Below are 16,509 nucleotides of genomic sequence, written 5' to 3'. Positions count from 1 at the left end.
CCCGTCCAGGAAGCCTCAGAGCCTGAAGCCGGCGAGGTGCTGGGCGCATGTCTGTCCCAGGTTGCGGCAGTCCTGGGTGCCTCGCGCGCCAGGGCAGGAGCCCTCGACCTCCTCCTGGTCCTTGCAATCCTCGCTCGAGGAGTCCGAGCAGCAGATCGGCGGGATGGTGTCGACACACCGGCTGCAGCCGAAGCAGACACTGACGGGGTAGGACCACTCGGCGGTCTCTACCTCCTGCCCGCCAAGCGTCCTGCCCCGCAGGACCATCGTCGTCACCACCTCGACATCGCCGCCATTGAGCTCCGCCGCCCGACCACGCAGGTCTTCCATCGTAGCGCCGTCGATGAGCAGCACCTCGGTGCAGTTGTAGCCAGCGTCGCTCGATGTGCCGGGGTCGACCACCCCGTTGATCGGGACCACGTACCCCTGATTCAGGGGGTCGCCCTCCATGGAGAAGACGCGGACCTCGGCCTCGTAGAGCTGGACGCGCGAGGTCTCGGTCCGGAGCACGTCCGAGTCGCCGCGCTCCACGATCTGATTGCCCACGAGGATCGTCGCGCTGTGGCTGCCCACGTAGGCGGCGTCGATCGCGTCCTGGGTCCAGAACGCCTCGCCAGGGCTGCAGCTCACGCTGCAGTCCCCGCTCCGCGCCATGCGCATCCGGACGAACAAGCTGCTCTCGTTGTCGGCGCAAGCGGACGCGAGCACACCGCCCGACGCCGTGAGCAGCGCGAGCGCACACAACCTCGTCGCGAGGCCGCGCGATGCGTTCACGGACCTTTCTCCTTCATCAGTCATGGCAAACGCCTCCACCGCGGAATTGAGCATCAGCGGCGAACATCGGAAACCGCTGGCGCGAGTCGCCGCCGCCCCATCGTGGCTGCGCGAGGCGACCGACGGCCCGGCGAAAAGAGTAGCGGGTCCGCCCGCCGGGCGGCAAATTCGCGGTGGCCGTCTGGCGAGCGCCGTCACCGCGCCTCGCGGGAACCACCCGTGAGCTCCAGATACGCTACGATGCCGACGGCGAGATGAGCAAACCCGAGGAGAGCGGCGCCGATCACGACTGGGGTCGCCTCGCGATCACCGAGCGTGACGAGGGCGTCCGCATCTCGGTCCAGGTGCGCCCGCGCTCGTCGCGCTCGGCCATCGTCGGGGTTCGCGAAGCGGCGCTCGACGTCGCGCTGACCGCGCCGCCCGTCGACGGTGCCGCGAACGCGGAGCTCGTCAAGCTGCTCGCGCGCGCGCTCGACGTGCGCCAGAGCGATGTCCAGATCGCCCTCGGCGCGAGCGGCAGGAGCAAGGTCGTCTCCGTCCGAGGGCTCAGGGAGACCGAGGCGCGAAAGCGGCTCGCCGGGGCGAAGCGATGAAGGAAAACGTCGTCCGGTTCGAGAAGTGGGAAGGTCTTGGCAACGACTTCATCCTCGTCGAGGCGGCGCCCATGACCGCCGAGGCGGCGCGTCGCCTCTGCGACCGGCGGTTCGGCATCGGCGCCGACGGCGTGCTGGTCATCGATCGCGAGCGGCCGCGCATGGAAGTCTGGAACGCCGACGGGAGCCGCCCGGAGATGTGCGGCAACGGCATCCGCTGCGTCGCGGCCTACCTCGTCTCCAGAGGGACCCCGCAGAAGGCGATCTCCATCGCGACCGACGCCGGCGACAAGCGGTGCGAGGTCTCGCGCACAGGCGACCGCTTCGACGTGGTCGTCGGCATGGGGCGCGCGCGTATGGGCGAGCCCCTCGCGGTCACCGCGCTCGGCGCGGAGCACAGGTTCGCGACCGTGGACGTGGGCAACCCGCACGCGGTGACGTTCGATCCGTACACGGAGGAGGCGATCGACGACCTCGGGCCGATCGTCGCGACGACGCCGGCAGGGGGAATCAACGTCGAGTTCTGCCGCGTGCGACCGGCGGAGCGGGGCGAGGCGGCCTGCATCGACGTCACCGTCTGGGAACGCGGGGTCGGCCGGACGCTGGCGTGCGGCACGGGCGCCTGCGCCGTGGCCGCCGCTGCATGCGCGCAGGGCCGCGCGCCCTACGGAGCGCCCCTCCGCGTGGTGCTGCCGGGCGGCGCGCTGCGCATCACGGTCGCCGCCGGGTCCCTGGAGCTGCTCATGCAGGGTCCGGCGCGCCGGGCGTTCTCCGGCGAGGTGGTGATCGCGTGACCGCCTCGCTCGAGGGGGTCTGGAGCCCAGGCCGGGCGCCGGTCCACGATACCTCGCTCAAGGTGCTCGCCGTCATCGCCGATGAGGCGACCCATACGCTCTTCTCGCGGGTCATCACGTCGGACGAGCTGATGCTGGCCGGCGACCTCGCGGAGGGGATCGCCCTCGCCGAGGCCGCGGCGCCGGACGTCGCGTTCATCGATGTAGGGCTCGGCGACGGGGCCGGCCTCGCCATGGTCCACCACCTGAAGGCCCTCGCGCCCGAGGCGACCGTCTTCGCGCTGGCCACGAGGGCAGAGCTCGAGTCGGGCGCGCACGCCGTCGCGCTCGGCGGCGCCGGGCTCTTCCTGCTGCCGCTCGGCGGGGACGAGGTGCTGAACGCGCTCGGCTCGGTGCGGCAGCGCTTCGGCGAGCGGGCGCTCCGGATACAGCTCGAGCAGGAGTCGGCGCGCAGCGCGCGCGCGGCCGGGTGGATCGCGCGCGTCGCCGAGCTCGCCGATGCGCGCGACCGCAGCGCGGCGGCCCAGCAGCTCGCCGAGGTGTTCGTCGAGGCCACCGGCGCGGCCGCGGGCGCCGTGTACCTGACCGTCGGAGAGCGCTCCAGCGAGCTGGCCCGCGCCGCGCTGACCGGGCCGCTCGACCGCGCGCCGGCGTACGGCACCGAGACCGACATCCTCGACTTCGCTCGGCGCGAGCAGCTCGTCGTCGTCCCGCTCGCCCTCCGCAGGCTGACCGCGGGGCACCTCCTGCTCCAGAAGGAGCCCGGCCGCAGCTCCGCGTTCCCGTCGGTCAGGCGCCCTGACAGCAGCGCCTCGACGTCGCGGCGGGCGCCGCTCCTCGACGGCCTCGTCAAGCTGCTCGCCACGCAGGCGACGACGGCGCTCGCCCTGCTCGCCGAGCGCGAGCGCTCGACGGGCGGCGCCGCGATCAAGGACCCGGCGACGAGCGCCTACTCGTTCGCCTACTACGTGGACGTCGCCGGCCGCGAGATCGACAAGGCGAGGCGGTACGGCCGCCGGTTCACGATCGCGACGATCGTCATCGAGCCCGACGCGTCGGCCGCTCCGGAGCGCCAGGGTGAGGTCGCGTTCTGGAGGACCACGCCGCCGCCGCCCCCTTCGAGCGCGCTCAACCCCGGTCAGGTCGCCGAGCACCTGCTCCGCGCGGTGCGCGACACCGACATCCTCGCTCGGGTCGAGGAGAACGAGTTCCACCTGCTCATGCCCGAGACAGCCGGGCTTGAGGCCCACGCCTGCCACCGCCGGATGCTCGCTCGCCTGGCCGGGAGCGAGAAGCGGGCGGGGTACCTGCCGAAGGGGCTGCTCGTCGGGGTCGCCACCTTTCCGCACGACGGCCAGGGCCTCGCGCAGCTGCTCCGCATCGCCCGCCGGCGCGCCGACGCCACCAAGTCCTCGATCGTCCACCGCATCCCGCAGGACCGGCGGAGCATCGGCGACATCTTCAGCCTGCTCGTGCGAGAAGCCCCGGCCGCCGAGGTGCCCTTCGCCGTCTCGGCGCCCCGCTCGCTCGATCTGCCGGTAGCAGACGCGGTCATGCTCGCGACCTCGGTGGTCAGGAACGCGCTCCGCGGGGGCGCCGTGTTCATCCTCGTCGCGCACCACGACGGGCTCAGCCTGGGAGCGCAGATCCGCGCGCTGCTCGGCTCGCCGCGCGAGGACGTGGTGGTGCACGCGCTGGACCTCCGGTCCTCACCAGGATGCGACGACATCGAGGCGCTCTGCGTCCTGGCAGAGCACGGCGCGTATGCCCTGGTCGGTCGCAACCAGGGGGGCTTCGTGAAGGGGATCCACGCGGCCGATCCGCTGCTCGCGGACTTCCTCGCCGAGCGGCTCGGTCGCGCCGTCGGGCTGCGGGTCTTCGGCTGATCTCGGAGGCGTGATCCAGTGTCTCGCAGGGTGTTGCTGGTCGATTCGGACGTGGACGCGCTCGGCGCGCTCGCGTCGGCGCTGCGGGCGCGGGGTCTCACGGTCAACAACGCGAACGGCGCCTTCGAGGCGGTGGAGCAGGCGTTCAAGCGCCGGCCCGACGTCGTGCTCGCCGCCCGGGCGGTCGACGAGGACAGCGCGCTCGCGGACGCGTTCGCCGCCGTCCCCGATCTCGCCGACACGCCGATCCTGTTCCTCGTCGACGGCGACGGCGGCGACGACGGCGAGCTCGGCCCCGACGACGTCCTGCGCGGCGACGTCGATCACATCGTCTCGCGCATCACGGAGGCCTCCCCGCGCGGCTCCAGGCCGACGGCGCTGCAGGAGATCCGCGGCGACCTCCAGCAGGTGCCGCTCGTCGACCTGCTCCAGCTGCTCGCGATGAACCGCCGCAGCGGCGTGCTCGGGATCACCACGCCGGCGGGCGCAGGCGAGCTCCGGATCTGGGCGGGGGAGGTGATCGACGCCGTCTACCGCCGCCTCGACGGGGAGAAGGCGCTGTACCGGCTGCTCGGCGAGCGCGACGGGCACTTCGCGTTCTCCCCCGGCGAGCCGACGAGCGCGCGCCGCATCATGGTGCCTACCTCGCGCCTCCTCATGGAGGCGCTCCGTCAGGTCGACGAGGTCCAGCGCCGGCGAGCCGAGCTCGCGCCGTCCGGCGAGGCCTTCCTGGTGACCGAGCCGTCGAGCGACGATCTCGACCTGTCGCCGCTCCACGGCCACGAGACCTTCGGTGCGGGCCCGATCTCGGTCCAGGCCGCCGACACGGACGACGCCGGCGCCACGGTGCCCGACGTGACCTCCGCCCTGCTGCCCACCGGCGCGGCCAGGGGCTCGATGCCGCCGCCGCCGACGCTGCGCGCGGCCGAGTCGGCCGCGATCAAGCTCGAGGCGCTGCGCTACCCGACGGCGCCCCCCCCGGCGTCGATCGGCGAGCCGACCGAGCGCACCATCGTGGCCGACAAGATCACGGCGCTGCTCCAGATGCCGCATAACCTGGACGAGCTGCTCGACGAGATCGGCGGGCCTGATCTGCTGATCCTCGAGGTCCTGATGGAGCTCACGGCCGCCGGGAAGGTCCGGCGCATCTCGCTCGCCGACCTCACCACGCCGTTCGCCCCCGCGGAGCACTTCCCGGTCCTCCGGTCCCTGGTGACGCGCCTGGCCCGGGCGGGCTTCGCGCCGCCGCCGCACCTCGTGATCGCCGCCAGCGCGCGCCGCATGATCACGCTCTCCCATGCGGTCCGCCGCATCGCGGACGCCGTCGTGCCCGCCGAGGCCCCGCCGAACGCGCCGCTGCCGCGGCCGCTCGGGGTGATCCGGCTCGGCGACGGCGTCGAGCTCACGCTCGTCGGCCTCCCCACGGACGAGGCGTTCGCGCCGACCTGGCCGCTCGCCCTGCACGGCGCGGCCGCGGTGGTCCGGCTCGGGGACGCGGGGAAGGAAGCGCTGGCGGCGCACTGCGAGGCGCTCGAGCTCCTGCTGCTCGACGCAGAGGGCATGATGGGTCCGCTCGATCTCGCCTCTCCCGGGCAGATCACCCTGCTGGTGCGCACCGCGCTCGAGGCCGCCGCGGGCGTGTGACCCGCCCTCACGGACACCCGATTGGAACGGATTTTCCCGGGTTTCTCGCCCCGGAAAGCGGCCGATGCGGCCGCCGCTTGCAGCGTTGCAGCGGCAGCTTTCTGCTATCGTCGCCACGCCTCGCTTCAAGCAGTCCGGCGAGGAGAGGAGCGCGATCGTGCTTATCGGAGTCCCCAAGGAGATCAAGACACGTGAGTACCGCGTCGGCATGACGCCCGCGGGAGTCCGGGCCCTGGTCGGGCACGGGCACAAGGTCCTCGTGGAGTCCGGCGCCGGGGAGGGCAGCGGGATCTCCGACGAGGCCTACGGGCGCGCGGGCGCGCTCATCGTGAGGTCGGCGGCCGAGGCATGGAGCGCCGACATGGTCGTGAAGGTGAAGGAGCCGCTCCCCTCCGAGTACGGCCACTTCCGCCAGGGTCTCCTCCTCTACACGTACCTGCACCTGGCCGCCGAGCCCGATCTGACGAAGGAGCTCGCCAGGCGCGGCGTGACCGGCATCGCGTACGAGACGATCCAGCACGAGGACGGCTCGCTGCCGCTGCTGCGGCCGATGAGCGAGGTGGCCGGCAGGATGGCTGTCCAGGTGGGCGCCTCGTGCCTCGAGAAGGAGCGGGGCGGCAAGGGCGTGCTCCTCGGCGGCGTGCCCGGGACGCGGCGCGGCCGCGTGGTGATCCTCGGCGGCGGCGTGGTCGGGCGCAACGCGGCGACCATCGCGGTCGGGATGGGCGCGCAGGTCACGGTGCTCGACGTCCGCGCCGAGACGATGAGCTACCTCGAGGACGTGTTCGGGGGCGCGATCGAGACGCTCTACTCCAACGCGGAGAACATCGAGACGATGTGCGAGCGCGCCGATCTCGTGATCGGCGCGGTGCTCGTGCCCGGCGCCAAGGCGCCCCAGCTCGTGAATGAGGACCTCATCCGCCGCATGGAGAAGGGGACCGTCGTCGTCGACGTCGCCGTGGACCAGGGCGGCTGCATCGCGACCTGCCGCCCGACGACCCACGACCACCCGACCTACGAGGTGCACGGGGTCGTCCACTACTGCGTCGCCAACATGCCGGGCGCCGTCTCGCACACGAGCACCTGGGCGCTCACGAACACGACGATCGGCTACGCGGTGGCGATCGCCAACCAGGGCATCCTCGCCGCGGCCAAGGCCGACCGGGCGGTGGCGCTCGGGATCAACACCTACGGCGGGCACGTCACGTACGGACCGGTCGCGGCAGCGCACCGGCTGGAGTACGTGCCGGTCGAACGCGCGCTCGGCTGAGCCCGGAGCGCGACGACGTGGCCGCCGGAAAGAAGAAGAAGATCGCGATCATCGGCGGTGACGGCATCGGTCCGTCCGTCACCGCGGAGGCGAAGCTCCTGCTCGAGCTCTACCAGGCTCGAGCGGGGCTGCCGATCGACCTGTGGGAGCTCGACCTCGGCGCCGACCGGTACCTGCGCGACGGGACGACGTTCCCGAACCAGATCCAGGTCGCGATCCAGCGCGAGTGCTCGGCGGTGCTCCTCGGCGCGCTCGGGGACCCGCGCGTGCCGAACCTGGAGCACGCGCGCGACATCCTGTTCGGCATGCGCTTCGGTTACGACCTCTACGCCAACGTGCGGCCCGTCCGGGCGCTGTCGGACCGGCTCGTCCCGCTCAAGGGCCGGACGGCGAAGGACATCGACTTCGTCGTGTTCCGCGAGAACACCGAGGGCATCTACGTCGGGATCGGCGGGCAGTTCAAGCGCGGCACCCCCGACGAGGTCGCGATCAACGAGGACGTCAATACGAGGAAGGGCGTCGAGCGGATCATCCGCGCGGCGTTCGACTACGCGCGCGCGAACGGCCGGACGCGGGTCACGATGGCGGACAAGTCGAACGCGATGCGGCACGCGCACGAGCTCTGGCTGCGCGTCTTCCACGAGGTGCGCGCCCAGTACCCGGAGATCCAGTCGAACCACGTCTACGTGGACGCCCTCTGCCTGTACGTCATCCAGGATCCGTCGCAGTTCCAGGTGATCGTGACGAACAACCTGTTCGGCGACATCGTGACCGACCTCGGCGCGGCGCTGCAGGGCGGGCTCGGCATGGCCGCGAGCGCGAACGTGCACGCGTCGGATCCGGGGCGAGTCGCGCTGTTCGAGCCGGTGCACGGGTCGGCGCCGCCGCTCGCCGGCAAGGACGTCGCGAACCCCTTCGCGGCGATGCTCACCGCCGGGCTGCTGCTCGCCCACCTCGGGTGGCCCGAGGAAGAGCGCCGCATCGAGCGCTGGGTCTCCCAGGCGCTCGACCAGGGGATGTGCACGGTCGACGTCGGCGGCACGCTCGGCACGCGCGCCGCAGGCGCCTGGGTCCGGGAGCAGATCGCCGCGGAGCTGGGCCCCGGGTGAGGTGACCCGGGGGGCCGGTAGCCGACGGCGGCGCGGGCCCTGGGTGAGGTGACCCGGGGGGCCGGTAGCCGACGGCGGCGCGGGCCCTGGTCGCCGCGGAGCTGGCCGGGGTCGAGGCGACGGGACGCGCCTGTGGCGCCGGCGGGGCGGGCTCGATCGCCGAGAAGTTCGGGTGCCTGATCCTCCTGTGATACGGGACCGCCAATGGGCGTAGGATCGAGGGCGGTGGAGCACGCGGGACCGCGGAGCGATGCAGCGGGCGAGGCTCGGCACGAGCGGCTGGGCGGGGCGCGGGCCGAGTTCGTGGCGAACCTGGGTCGCCGCGTGGCCGAGCTCCGCGCGATGGTCCGGCGGATCGAGGCGGACGACGACGCCCCCCGGCTCGTCGAGGAGCTGAAGCGGCGCCTGCACTCGCTCGGCGCCGGCGCGCGCCTCCTGCGCTTCGCGCGGGTGGCCGAGCGGCTCGCCGAGGGAGAGTCGCAGCTCGTCGCCGCGAGCGGCACGCGGCTGACCGACGAGGCTGCGGCGGCCCTGCGGAAGGTGCTCGAGGAGCTGCCCGCCCTGGCCTGGGGGCAGTCGGCCATGGGCGAGCAGCCCCCCCCGTCGCGCGAGCACGCGGCGCCCGCCGCCCAGCCGAGCGCGCGCGGCGCCGGAGCCCGCCAGGACGCCGCGGAAGCGGCGGCCAGCGCGAAGGCCCAGGGCACGACCTGGATCGCCAGCGTGAGCAACGGGCGCGCGCTGGCGCCCGAGCCGCTCTCGCTCGACGACGAAGAGGACGCGGGCGCGAGCCCGTCCGCGCCGCGCCGCGCCGAGCCGGCGGCGCCCGCCGCAGCGTCAGGGGCCGCGGCGCTCGAGGCGCCGATCACCGTACTCGTCGTGGGCGCGGCGCCGCTCGCCGACGCGCTCGAGCCAGGGGGCGCCGACGTGGGGCCGTCGTTCGAGGTGGAGCGGACCGACGAGGTGGAGACGGCGATCGATCTCGCGCGCGCCTTCGCTCCGGACGTGGTCCTGCTCGACGCCGATATGCCGGGAGCGCGCGGGCTCGCGGAGGCGCTCGCCGGCGACCCGCTGACCGAGCTGGTCCCGGTCGTCGCCGTCGGCCGCTTCGCCCGGCCAGAGGACGCGGCCCCTTACGTGGCGCTCGGCGCCGCGCGCGCGCTCGCGAGGCCCGTGTCGCCCGGCGCGCTCCGGCGCGCCGCCGCGGAGGCGGCCGCGACCTGCGTGCGCCCCGAGACAGCGCGCGGTCCGCTCGGCGCGGTGAGCCTCGACGAGCTCGGGGCGCGCCTCGCGGAGGAGCTGCGCCGGGGCCTGTGCGACGCCGCAGAGCCGAGGAGCCGGGGGGCGAACGTGGATCTCGGCGACGGCGCCGAGGTGCTCGCGGCGCTCTGGGGCGCGGTGGCGCGCATCCGCGACCTCGTGACGATCCGCTCGCAGGGCGGGGTGCGGTTCTCGACGAACGGGCCGGAGGGCGCGCTGCCGCTCGCGCCGTGGATGACGGCGCCGAGCGCGCCCGAGGGCGCGCGCGCGAGGCCGCACAGCGAGATCCGCGCGAAGGCGCCGGCGCGCGGGGCCGGCGCCTCCGCGGCGCCGGCGGTCGCGGCGCTCGGCGCGATGGATATCGTCGTCGCGGACGACGATCCGGCGGTGACGTGGTTCCTCGCCGGCGTGCTCCGGGCCGCGGGGGCGACCGTGCACGAGGCGCACGACGGCGCGCGGGCGCTCGACCTCGCCTACCAGACGACGCCGGATCTCGTCGTGAGCGACGTGCTCATGCCGCGCCTCGATGGCTTCGCGCTCTGCCGCGCGCTCAAGCGGGACGTGGCGCTGCGCGACGTGCCCGTCATCCTGCTGTCCTGGAAGGAGGACCTGCTCCAGCGGCTCCGCGAGCTCGGCGCCCAGGCCGACGGCTACCTCCGCAAGGAGGCGAGCGCGGCGGCGTTCGTGCAGCGGGTGCACGAGGTCCTGCGGGGCAGGAGGCGCGTGGCCGAGCGCATCGCGACAGGCGGAGAGGTCCGCGGGCGCCTCGACGGCATGACGACGCGGACGCTGCTGTCGCTGTCGTGCGCGCACCGGCCCGACGCGCTCGTGTCGGTGCGCGACGCCGCGTTCCTGTACGAGGTGCTGATCAAGGACGGCCGGCCCGCGGGGGCGACGCGGACGGCGCAGGACGGGACGTTCCACCGCGGGCCCTCGGTGCTCGCGGCGCTGCTCGGCGTCGGCTCCGGCCGCTTCGTCGTGGCGCCCGCGCCGGAGAGCGAGCTCGAGGCGCCGCCGCGCCCCGGGTTCGAGGGGACGCTCGCCGAGCAGCTCGTGCCCGCGATCGCCGCGGCCCGGGCCGCCCAGCGGCTGCTCCACGGGCCGCCGTTGATGCAGGTGGAGCGCGTCATCCTCGATCTGGAAGGGATGGGCGCGACAGCGGACGCGACGCCCGAGCCGGCGCGGTCGCTCCTGAGGGCGCTCGCGCGGGGGGGCTCGCCGCGGTCGGTCATCACCTCGGGGGAGTTCGCCTCGAGCCTCGTCGAGGACGTGCTCAACGACGTGGCGGCGCGCGGCGGCGTGCGGCGCGTGATCGGTCGCGACGGGGACGATCTGCTCGCCCCCGCCGTGTCCTACGAGGAGGAGACGCTCCGCGGCGTACGGCGCGCGCCGGAGCGGGCGGCGCCGGCGGCGGTGCTGCTGCCGGAGCTCGGCGGCGACGCCGCGGCCGCGTCGTCGCGCGCGCCAGGCGAGCTCGACGATGACCAGGTCACGGTGGTACCCGGCTCCGTGGCGCCCATCTCGTCCATGCCGGCGCCGAGCTCGGCGGCGCCGATCTCGGTGGTGTCGGCGGCGCCCAGCTCGGCGGCGCCGATCTCGGTGGCGCCGATCTCGGTGGCGTCGGCGGCGCCCGGCTCGGCAGCGCCGATCTCGGTGGTGTCCGCGGCTGGCTCGGCGGCATCCATCCCCGTGGTGTCCGTGGACGGGGAGGACGAGACGACCACGCTCGCGAGCGCGCGCAAGACAGAGGCGAGGGCGCTCGCCAGCGCCCGCATCCCGCGGGAGTTCGGCGAGCTGCAAGGCGAGGTGCTCGGCGCGCGCGCGACGTGGACCACCCCGGGCGACGCCGCGGCCCTGGCGAGCGTGACGCCGGCCGTGCCGGGCGTCGCGCCGGCGCCGCGCCGGCAGGGGGCCACGCTGCCCGCGCTGGAGTACCCGAAGCCCCAGCGGCTCGTCACGCTGGGCTCGCTCCCGCCGCCGCCGGTGATCGAGGGGCCGCCAGCGGCGCTCAAGGAGCCGCCCGCGCCTGCCGCGCGCGTCGCGGCGCCCGCGCCGGCCCCCGCGATCGACGAGTCGCCCACGCCGCGCCGGGTGCGCCGTCCGTCCGCCTACGTGCCCACACAGCCGCCGCCGGCCCGCGACAACCGCATGACGATGTGGGTCCTCTTCGCTGTGGCAGCGTTCGTCTTCGCCGTGGGCGCGCGGCTGTCGCGCGATCACGAGCAGCAGGGCGCCCCGCCGCCCGCCCCGCCGCCGGCCCAGCCCGCGGCAGAGCCCGCGGCTGCCGTGGGAACGTCGGGCGCCGCTGGCGCGCCGGGCGCGGCCGTGCCGGCCGGCGCGGCGGCCGGGCCTGTCGGCGAGACGACGACCAACCCCGTGCTTCCCGAGGACCTGCCGCTGACCGCCGAGCACAAGGTGCCCGAGGGCCACGGCATGCTGGAGGTGATCGCGGGAGCGGGCGACGCGCTCTTCGTCGACGGGCGGCCGGTGGGTACCGGCAGCGTCAAGCTGCCGCTCGCGCCCAAGGGCGGCGCCTACGAGATCCGGGCGAAGCTCCGCGACGAGGAGCGGGTGCGGTTCGCGCTGGTCAAGGCCGGTCGCCTCACCCGTCTCCGCATCGCGCCGCCGTGGCGCCGCTGAGCGCCGACGAGGCGCCGCCGAGCGCCGCCTCGGGCGCCGCCCAGGCACCCGAGGAGCTCGCGCCGCCCTGGACGCCCCGCCACGGGCAAGGAACGCCGCTCGTGGTAGAGCACGCCCCGTGCGCGCCCGCGTGATCCGAATCCTCCGTCCCTCTGCCGCGCTCACGCTCCTCTCCGCCGCGGGCGCGCTCCTCTCCGGCTGTACCGGCTGCGAGAGGCCGCGCGACCTCCCGGCCGGCGCCGTCGCGGCGTCAGCCACCCCCGCCGCGGCGCCGCTGCCGCCGGCGCGCGAGCTCGTGCACCTCGTCGACGAGCTGCCGAGCTGCGACCTCGAGCACCGAGGGCTCCTGCTCGATACGGGCGCGGGCGCGCTCCTGGGTCGCTTCGCCTGGCAGGCCACCGCGCCGACCGGCATCAACGCGGTCGAGCACGACGGCTCCACCTGGGCCCGCATCTCCGAGCGGCAGATCAAGCTCACGTTCATCCTGCCGTCCGCGAGCCCCATCTTCGTGTCCGCCCGCGCCGTCGGGCTCGCTTCGCGCTACGCCACCGTCTCGCTGGACGACCAGCTCCTCGGGACGCTCCGCTTCCAGCGCGACCAGATCCGCATCGCGTCGACCCCGACCACCACGCTCCCGGCCGACCCCGGCCTGCACACCCTCACGGTCCGGTTCTCCGGCCGGCTCCGCGAGGGGGAGTCGTTCGCGGACATCGACTGGATCCGCGTGGGCATCCCCGACGAGGACCCGGCCACCTACGGCCCCCCGACCCTGCGCGACGTCGTCGCGCCCGCCGCCGCGCTGTCGGGCGTCCCGCACCGGTCGATCGCGCTGCGCGCCCCTGGCGCCGTCCGCTGCGCCTTCCGCCCCTCCAGGGCGACGCGCCTCCGCACCGCCGTCGGCGTGCTGGGCTCCGCCGAGGGAGACGCCGAGATCCGCGCCCTGCGCGATGGCCAGGAGCCCCTCGTGATCCATCGCGTCCACGTCGAGGGCGGCGACAAGGCGACCTGGACCGACGTCGAGCTGCCGCTCGCGCCCTTCGCGGGCTCCCTCATCACCCTCGAGCTCCGCGCCTCGGCCGCGGCCCGCGGCGGACGCGTCCTCTTCGGCGACCCCGTCCTCGCCGGATCGCCGGAGCCTCCGCCGTCCGTGCCCGCGGCGCGCGCCGTCGTGATCGTCGCCCTGAACGGGGTCGAGCGGCCCGATCTTCCCCCCTGGAGCGGTCACCCCGAGCCGAGCCTCGCGACGCTCTCCGATCTCGCCGTGTCCGCGACGACGTTCGACCACCACCGGGCGCCGAGCACGGTCGTGTCCTCCGTGATCGCGTCGCTGCTCACCGGCCTGCCACCGTCCGCTCATACAGTCACCGACACCGGGGCGCGCCTCCCCGCGCGGATGACCACCATCGGCGCCATCGCGAGCGACAGCAGCGTCCGGACCGGGCTCTTCACCGGCGTCCCCACCACCTTCCGGGCGTTCGGGTTCGGGCCAGGCTGGTCCCGTGTCCTCGAGCACCCCCCGACGAGCGGCGAGCCAGCTACCACGCCGATCGACGCTGCCGCCGCCTGGATCAGCGAGACTGTCCGTCAGGACGCAGGGAACCGCCTGCTCGCGTTCGTCCACGCGCGCGGCGGCCACCCGCCCTGGGAGGTCAGCCCGAAGGAGCTGAACGCCCTCAAGCCCGCCGACTACGCCGGCCCGATCGAGCCGCGCCGCGCCGCGCAGGTGCTGGCCAGGCTGCGAAACCGGCGCCGCGATGTGCTCAGCCCCGACGATCGCGACCGCGTTCGCGACCTCTTCACCATCGCGCTCGCCGGCCAGGACCGGGCCCTCGGCAACCTCATCGGGACCCTCAAGACCGCCGGGCTGTGGGACGAGACCCTCTTCATCGTGACCGGCGACCTGGCCAGCGGCCGCTCCGACGCCGCGCTCTACGCCGAGGGCCTCGACCTCCAGGAGCCCGTCCTGACGCTCCCGCTTTATGTCCACTTTCCCGGCGACCTCTACGCCGGCCAGCGCGTCTCTGCCCCGACCGAGATCATCGACATCGCGCGCACCGCCATTGCCTCTCTCGGCCTCTCGTTCGCCCGCAAACCGCTCGGGAAGGATCTGGCGTCCGTCGCCTCGGGCCTCGAGGGCGTCGAGCGGGACCCCCAGATCGCCGCCCTCGGCGATCGTTACTCCGCGCGTTGGGGCAACCTCGTGCTTTCGGGGCGACTCGGCGTTCCCCCCTTTCTCTGCGACCTCGAGGTGGACCCGACCTGCGCCTTCAACCGCCGCGACGTGATGCCGCTCGCCACCATGGCGCTGTTCCGGCGCACCGTCACGTTCGACCTGTCCGTGCGCGCGCCCGTGTCGCAGCGGGAGCCGGCCACGATCGACGCGGAGACGGCGGCCGTGCTCAACGTCTGGGGCGCGCAATGAGGCCCGCGCAGCGCGCGCTCACGGCCTGACGCGCGGCAGACGAGAGCCGGAGAGCCCGCTGACGGCGCCCGGGCGTCGCGCCGGCGCGAGCAGCGCGAGCAGCGCGAGCGGGGGCGTCCGCGACGTCGCGCCGGCCGCGCGAGAGCGCGATCCGCACCGTCATGATGCCTCGCTCCGAGGCATCATGCCCCGCTCCGCGCGCGCCGCAGCGCCCCGCGCGCAGGGCCGATCGACGTACGCCCGCGCCCGCGCGTGCGTGTGACGCGCTCGCCCCGCGCGCGCTGGCGTGCGCGTGATGCGCTCGCCCCGCGCGCGCTGGCGTGCGCGTGATGCGCTCGCTCCGCGCGAGCCGGGCACCTGGCATGCTTCGCGCAAATGCCGCCAACCGCACAGGGCAAAGCGCCTCGACGGCGCTTCATCTTTCCGTGAGAGGAGTCCCCGCATGAAGGCGACCGACCTATTGAAGGAGCAGCACCAGGAAGTCGACGAGCTCTTCGAGCGCATCTCGCAGGCCGGCGACAACGAGATCAGCGCGCTGCGCGACGAGCTGGTGGCGAACCTCGTGGGCCACGCGGCCATCGAGGAGGAGATCTTCTACCCCGAGACCCGGGAGGCGCTCGGCGCCTCCCCCCTGATCCCGACCTCGTACGAGGAGCACTCCCTCGTTCACATCATGTTGCAGAAATTGCTCAGCACCGAGCCGGGTGACGAAAGCTTTCACGCCAGGCTGAGCGTGCTCAAGGAGCTCGTGCAGCACCACGTCCAGGAGGAGGAGCAGGAGCTCTTCCCCCAGGTCGAGAGCGCCATGGGCGCCGAGCGCCTCGCGGAGCTCGGCAACCGCCTGGAGTCACGCTTCGACCAGGTGCGCGAGAGCAACGTCGAGGCGCTCCTGGCGCAGAACGTCGCGAAGAGCATGCCCGCCGCCGCCAGCGGCCGCCGTACGCGGGCGGCGAAGCCGGCGGCGCGCAAGTCCGCGGCGGCCAAGCGTCCGCCCGCGAAGCGCGCGTCGACGCAGCGCGCCGAGCCGGCCCGGGGCGCGCAGAAGGGCCGTCGCAGCACCCCGGCCGCGACCGGGCGGAAGAAGGCAGCGGAGACCGCGCCGGCGAAGACCGGACGGGCCGCGCCCGCACGGAAGCCGAGCCGGCCGGCAAAGACGAGCCGCACGGGCCGCAAGGGCGGTCGCTCGAGCAGCGCCTCCGCGCGGTGACGTCCGCGGTACGTCCGCTCACGTCAGCGCACGTCACGACAGCTCAGCGGCGCGAGGTCCGCCCGGAGGGGACGGCGGGACCCGCGCCGCTGTCCAGATCGAACAGCGGAAGCGTGCCGCCGGCCTTCGGAGCGCCGGCCTTCGGGGCAGCGGCCTTCGGGGCGGAGGCAGCGGCCTCCGGGGCGGCGGCCTCCGCCGCGACCTCCTGCAGCAGGGCAGGGTCGTCGTGGCCGACCGAGTTGACCCGCGGGGAGACGGGGCGCGCCGCGAGGGTGCCGCGAGGCGCGGGCCGGAGCAGCGCCTCCGCCCGGTCGACGTCCGCGCCGTCGCCGACGCCGAGCCAGAGATCCACGTCCCCGGGGGCCAGCAGCACCGGCATGCGGTCGTGGACCGGCGTTACATCGGCGCTGGCCTCGGTGGTCAGGATCGTGAAACGGATGTCGACCTCCCCCGTGTCGGGGTCCTTCGCCGGCTGGTACAGCCCGGCCAGGCGGAGCAGACCGCCGTCCGGGGGGTGGAACCACGTCGGTCGCCGCGCGCCCTTCGGCCCGGTCCACTCGTAGAAGCCGTCCGCCGGCACCACGCAGCGGCGCGCCGCGAACGCCTCGCGGAACGTCGGCTTCGTCCGCGCGCCGTCGGCGCGCGCGTTGGCGAGCAGCGACGGCGCCCCTCCGCCCCTGGCGAAGCGCCCCAGGAAGCCCCAGGTCGCAGGCACGAGCGCGCGCTGGCCGTCCTGCGCGCGCAGCACGGGGTGGACCGTGGAAGGAGCGATGTTGTAGCGGGGCCGGTAGCGAGCGGCCGCCTTCGGGTCGGCGGCTATCGCGCGGGCTGGCCCCCCGGCCGCGCGGAAGGACGCCTCCAGCAACGCCACGAGGGCCGCAAAGTCAGGAAGGGCGAGGGTGAAGCGCGCGCA

Annotated in this window: 11 protein-coding genes; 9 read left to right on the top strand and 2 right to left on the bottom strand. The window is 74.5% G+C overall.

Annotation, left to right across the window (positions count from 1 at the left end):
* Positions 1-15 precede the first annotated feature (15 nt).
* Positions 16-774, bottom strand: a complete 759-nt coding sequence (locus tag WME89_RS48880) for a hypothetical protein (protein WP_438006367.1) — start codon at positions 772-774, stop codon at positions 16-18.
* A gap of 254 nt (positions 775-1,028) precedes the next feature.
* On the opposite strand from WME89_RS48880, the gene WME89_RS48875 reads away from it, so the two are divergent.
* The 9 genes from WME89_RS48875 to WME89_RS48835 all read left to right on the top strand — a co-directional run bounded on the left by WME89_RS48875 (position 1,029) and on the right by WME89_RS48835 (position 15,596).
* Entirely contained in the window at positions 1,029-1,367 is a 339-nt protein-coding gene (locus tag WME89_RS48875; RefSeq protein ID WP_437621857.1) for a DUF167 domain-containing protein, read from the top strand.
* Positions 1,364-2,161, top strand: a complete 798-nt coding sequence (dapF, locus tag WME89_RS48870) for a diaminopimelate epimerase (RefSeq protein ID WP_438006366.1) — start codon at positions 1,364-1,366, stop codon at positions 2,159-2,161. Before WME89_RS48875 ends, dapF begins: the two co-directional genes overlap by 4 nt.
* On the top strand, positions 2,158-4,047 hold the full coding sequence (locus tag WME89_RS48865; protein WP_438006365.1) for a diguanylate cyclase domain-containing protein: 1,890 nt from the start codon (positions 2,158-2,160) through the stop codon (positions 4,045-4,047). The genes dapF and WME89_RS48865 overlap by 4 nt, the downstream gene beginning before the upstream one ends.
* An 18-nt stretch (positions 4,048-4,065) precedes the next feature.
* Positions 4,066-5,691 (top strand): DUF4388 domain-containing protein, encoded by a 1,626-nt coding sequence (locus WME89_RS48860; protein WP_438006364.1) that lies wholly within the window; start codon positions 4,066-4,068, stop codon positions 5,689-5,691.
* Between the two features lie 157 nt (positions 5,692-5,848).
* On the top strand, positions 5,849-6,961 hold the full coding sequence (ald, locus tag WME89_RS48855; RefSeq protein WP_438006363.1) for an alanine dehydrogenase: 1,113 nt from the start codon (positions 5,849-5,851) through the stop codon (positions 6,959-6,961).
* Between the two features lie 17 nt (positions 6,962-6,978).
* The gene (locus WME89_RS48850; RefSeq protein WP_437621852.1) at positions 6,979-8,070 is read left to right on the top strand and encodes an isocitrate/isopropylmalate dehydrogenase family protein; all 1,092 of its coding nucleotides are present in this window, start codon (positions 6,979-6,981) and stop codon (positions 8,068-8,070) included.
* Positions 8,071-8,295: 225 nt separating this feature from the next.
* Entirely contained in the window at positions 8,296-11,967 is a 3,672-nt protein-coding gene (locus WME89_RS48845; RefSeq protein WP_438006362.1) for a response regulator, read from the top strand.
* A gap of 130 nt (positions 11,968-12,097) precedes the next feature.
* Entirely contained in the window at positions 12,098-14,389 is a 2,292-nt protein-coding gene (locus WME89_RS48840; RefSeq protein ID WP_438006361.1) for a sulfatase-like hydrolase/transferase, read from the top strand.
* 442 nt (positions 14,390-14,831) lie between these two features.
* Positions 14,832-15,596, top strand: coding sequence for a hemerythrin domain-containing protein (locus tag WME89_RS48835; protein ID WP_438006360.1), 765 nt, complete (start codon positions 14,832-14,834; stop codon positions 15,594-15,596).
* Between the two features lie 43 nt (positions 15,597-15,639).
* Here the strand turns inward: WME89_RS48835 and WME89_RS48830 are convergent, their stop codons facing one another.
* Positions 15,640-16,467 carry an SOS response-associated peptidase gene (locus tag WME89_RS48830; RefSeq protein ID WP_438006359.1) on the bottom strand — a complete coding sequence of 276 codons (828 nt, stop codon included), beginning with the start codon at positions 16,465-16,467 and terminating at the stop codon, positions 15,640-15,642.
* Positions 16,468-16,509 lie beyond the last annotated feature (42 nt).

Origin of the sequence: Sorangium sp. So ce321, from assembly GCF_051530195.1 — a bacterium.
GTDB lineage: Bacteria > Myxococcota_A > Polyangia > Polyangiales > Polyangiaceae > Sorangium.
The sequence above is the reverse complement of the archived record's forward strand: the minus strand, read 5'-3'. Positions and strand labels throughout refer to the sequence as shown.

Coding starts and splice junctions, on each gene's coding strand:
- WME89_RS48875 (WP_437621857.1), top strand. CDS start 1,029: ATGAGCAAACCCGAGGAGAGCGGCGCCGATCACGACTGGGGTCGCCTC.
- dapF (WP_438006366.1), top strand. CDS start 1,364: ATGAAGGAAAACGTCGTCCGGTTCGAGAAGTGGGAAGGTCTTGGCAAC.
- WME89_RS48835 (WP_438006360.1), top strand. CDS start 14,832: ATGAAGGCGACCGACCTATTGAAGGAGCAGCACCAGGAAGTCGACGAG.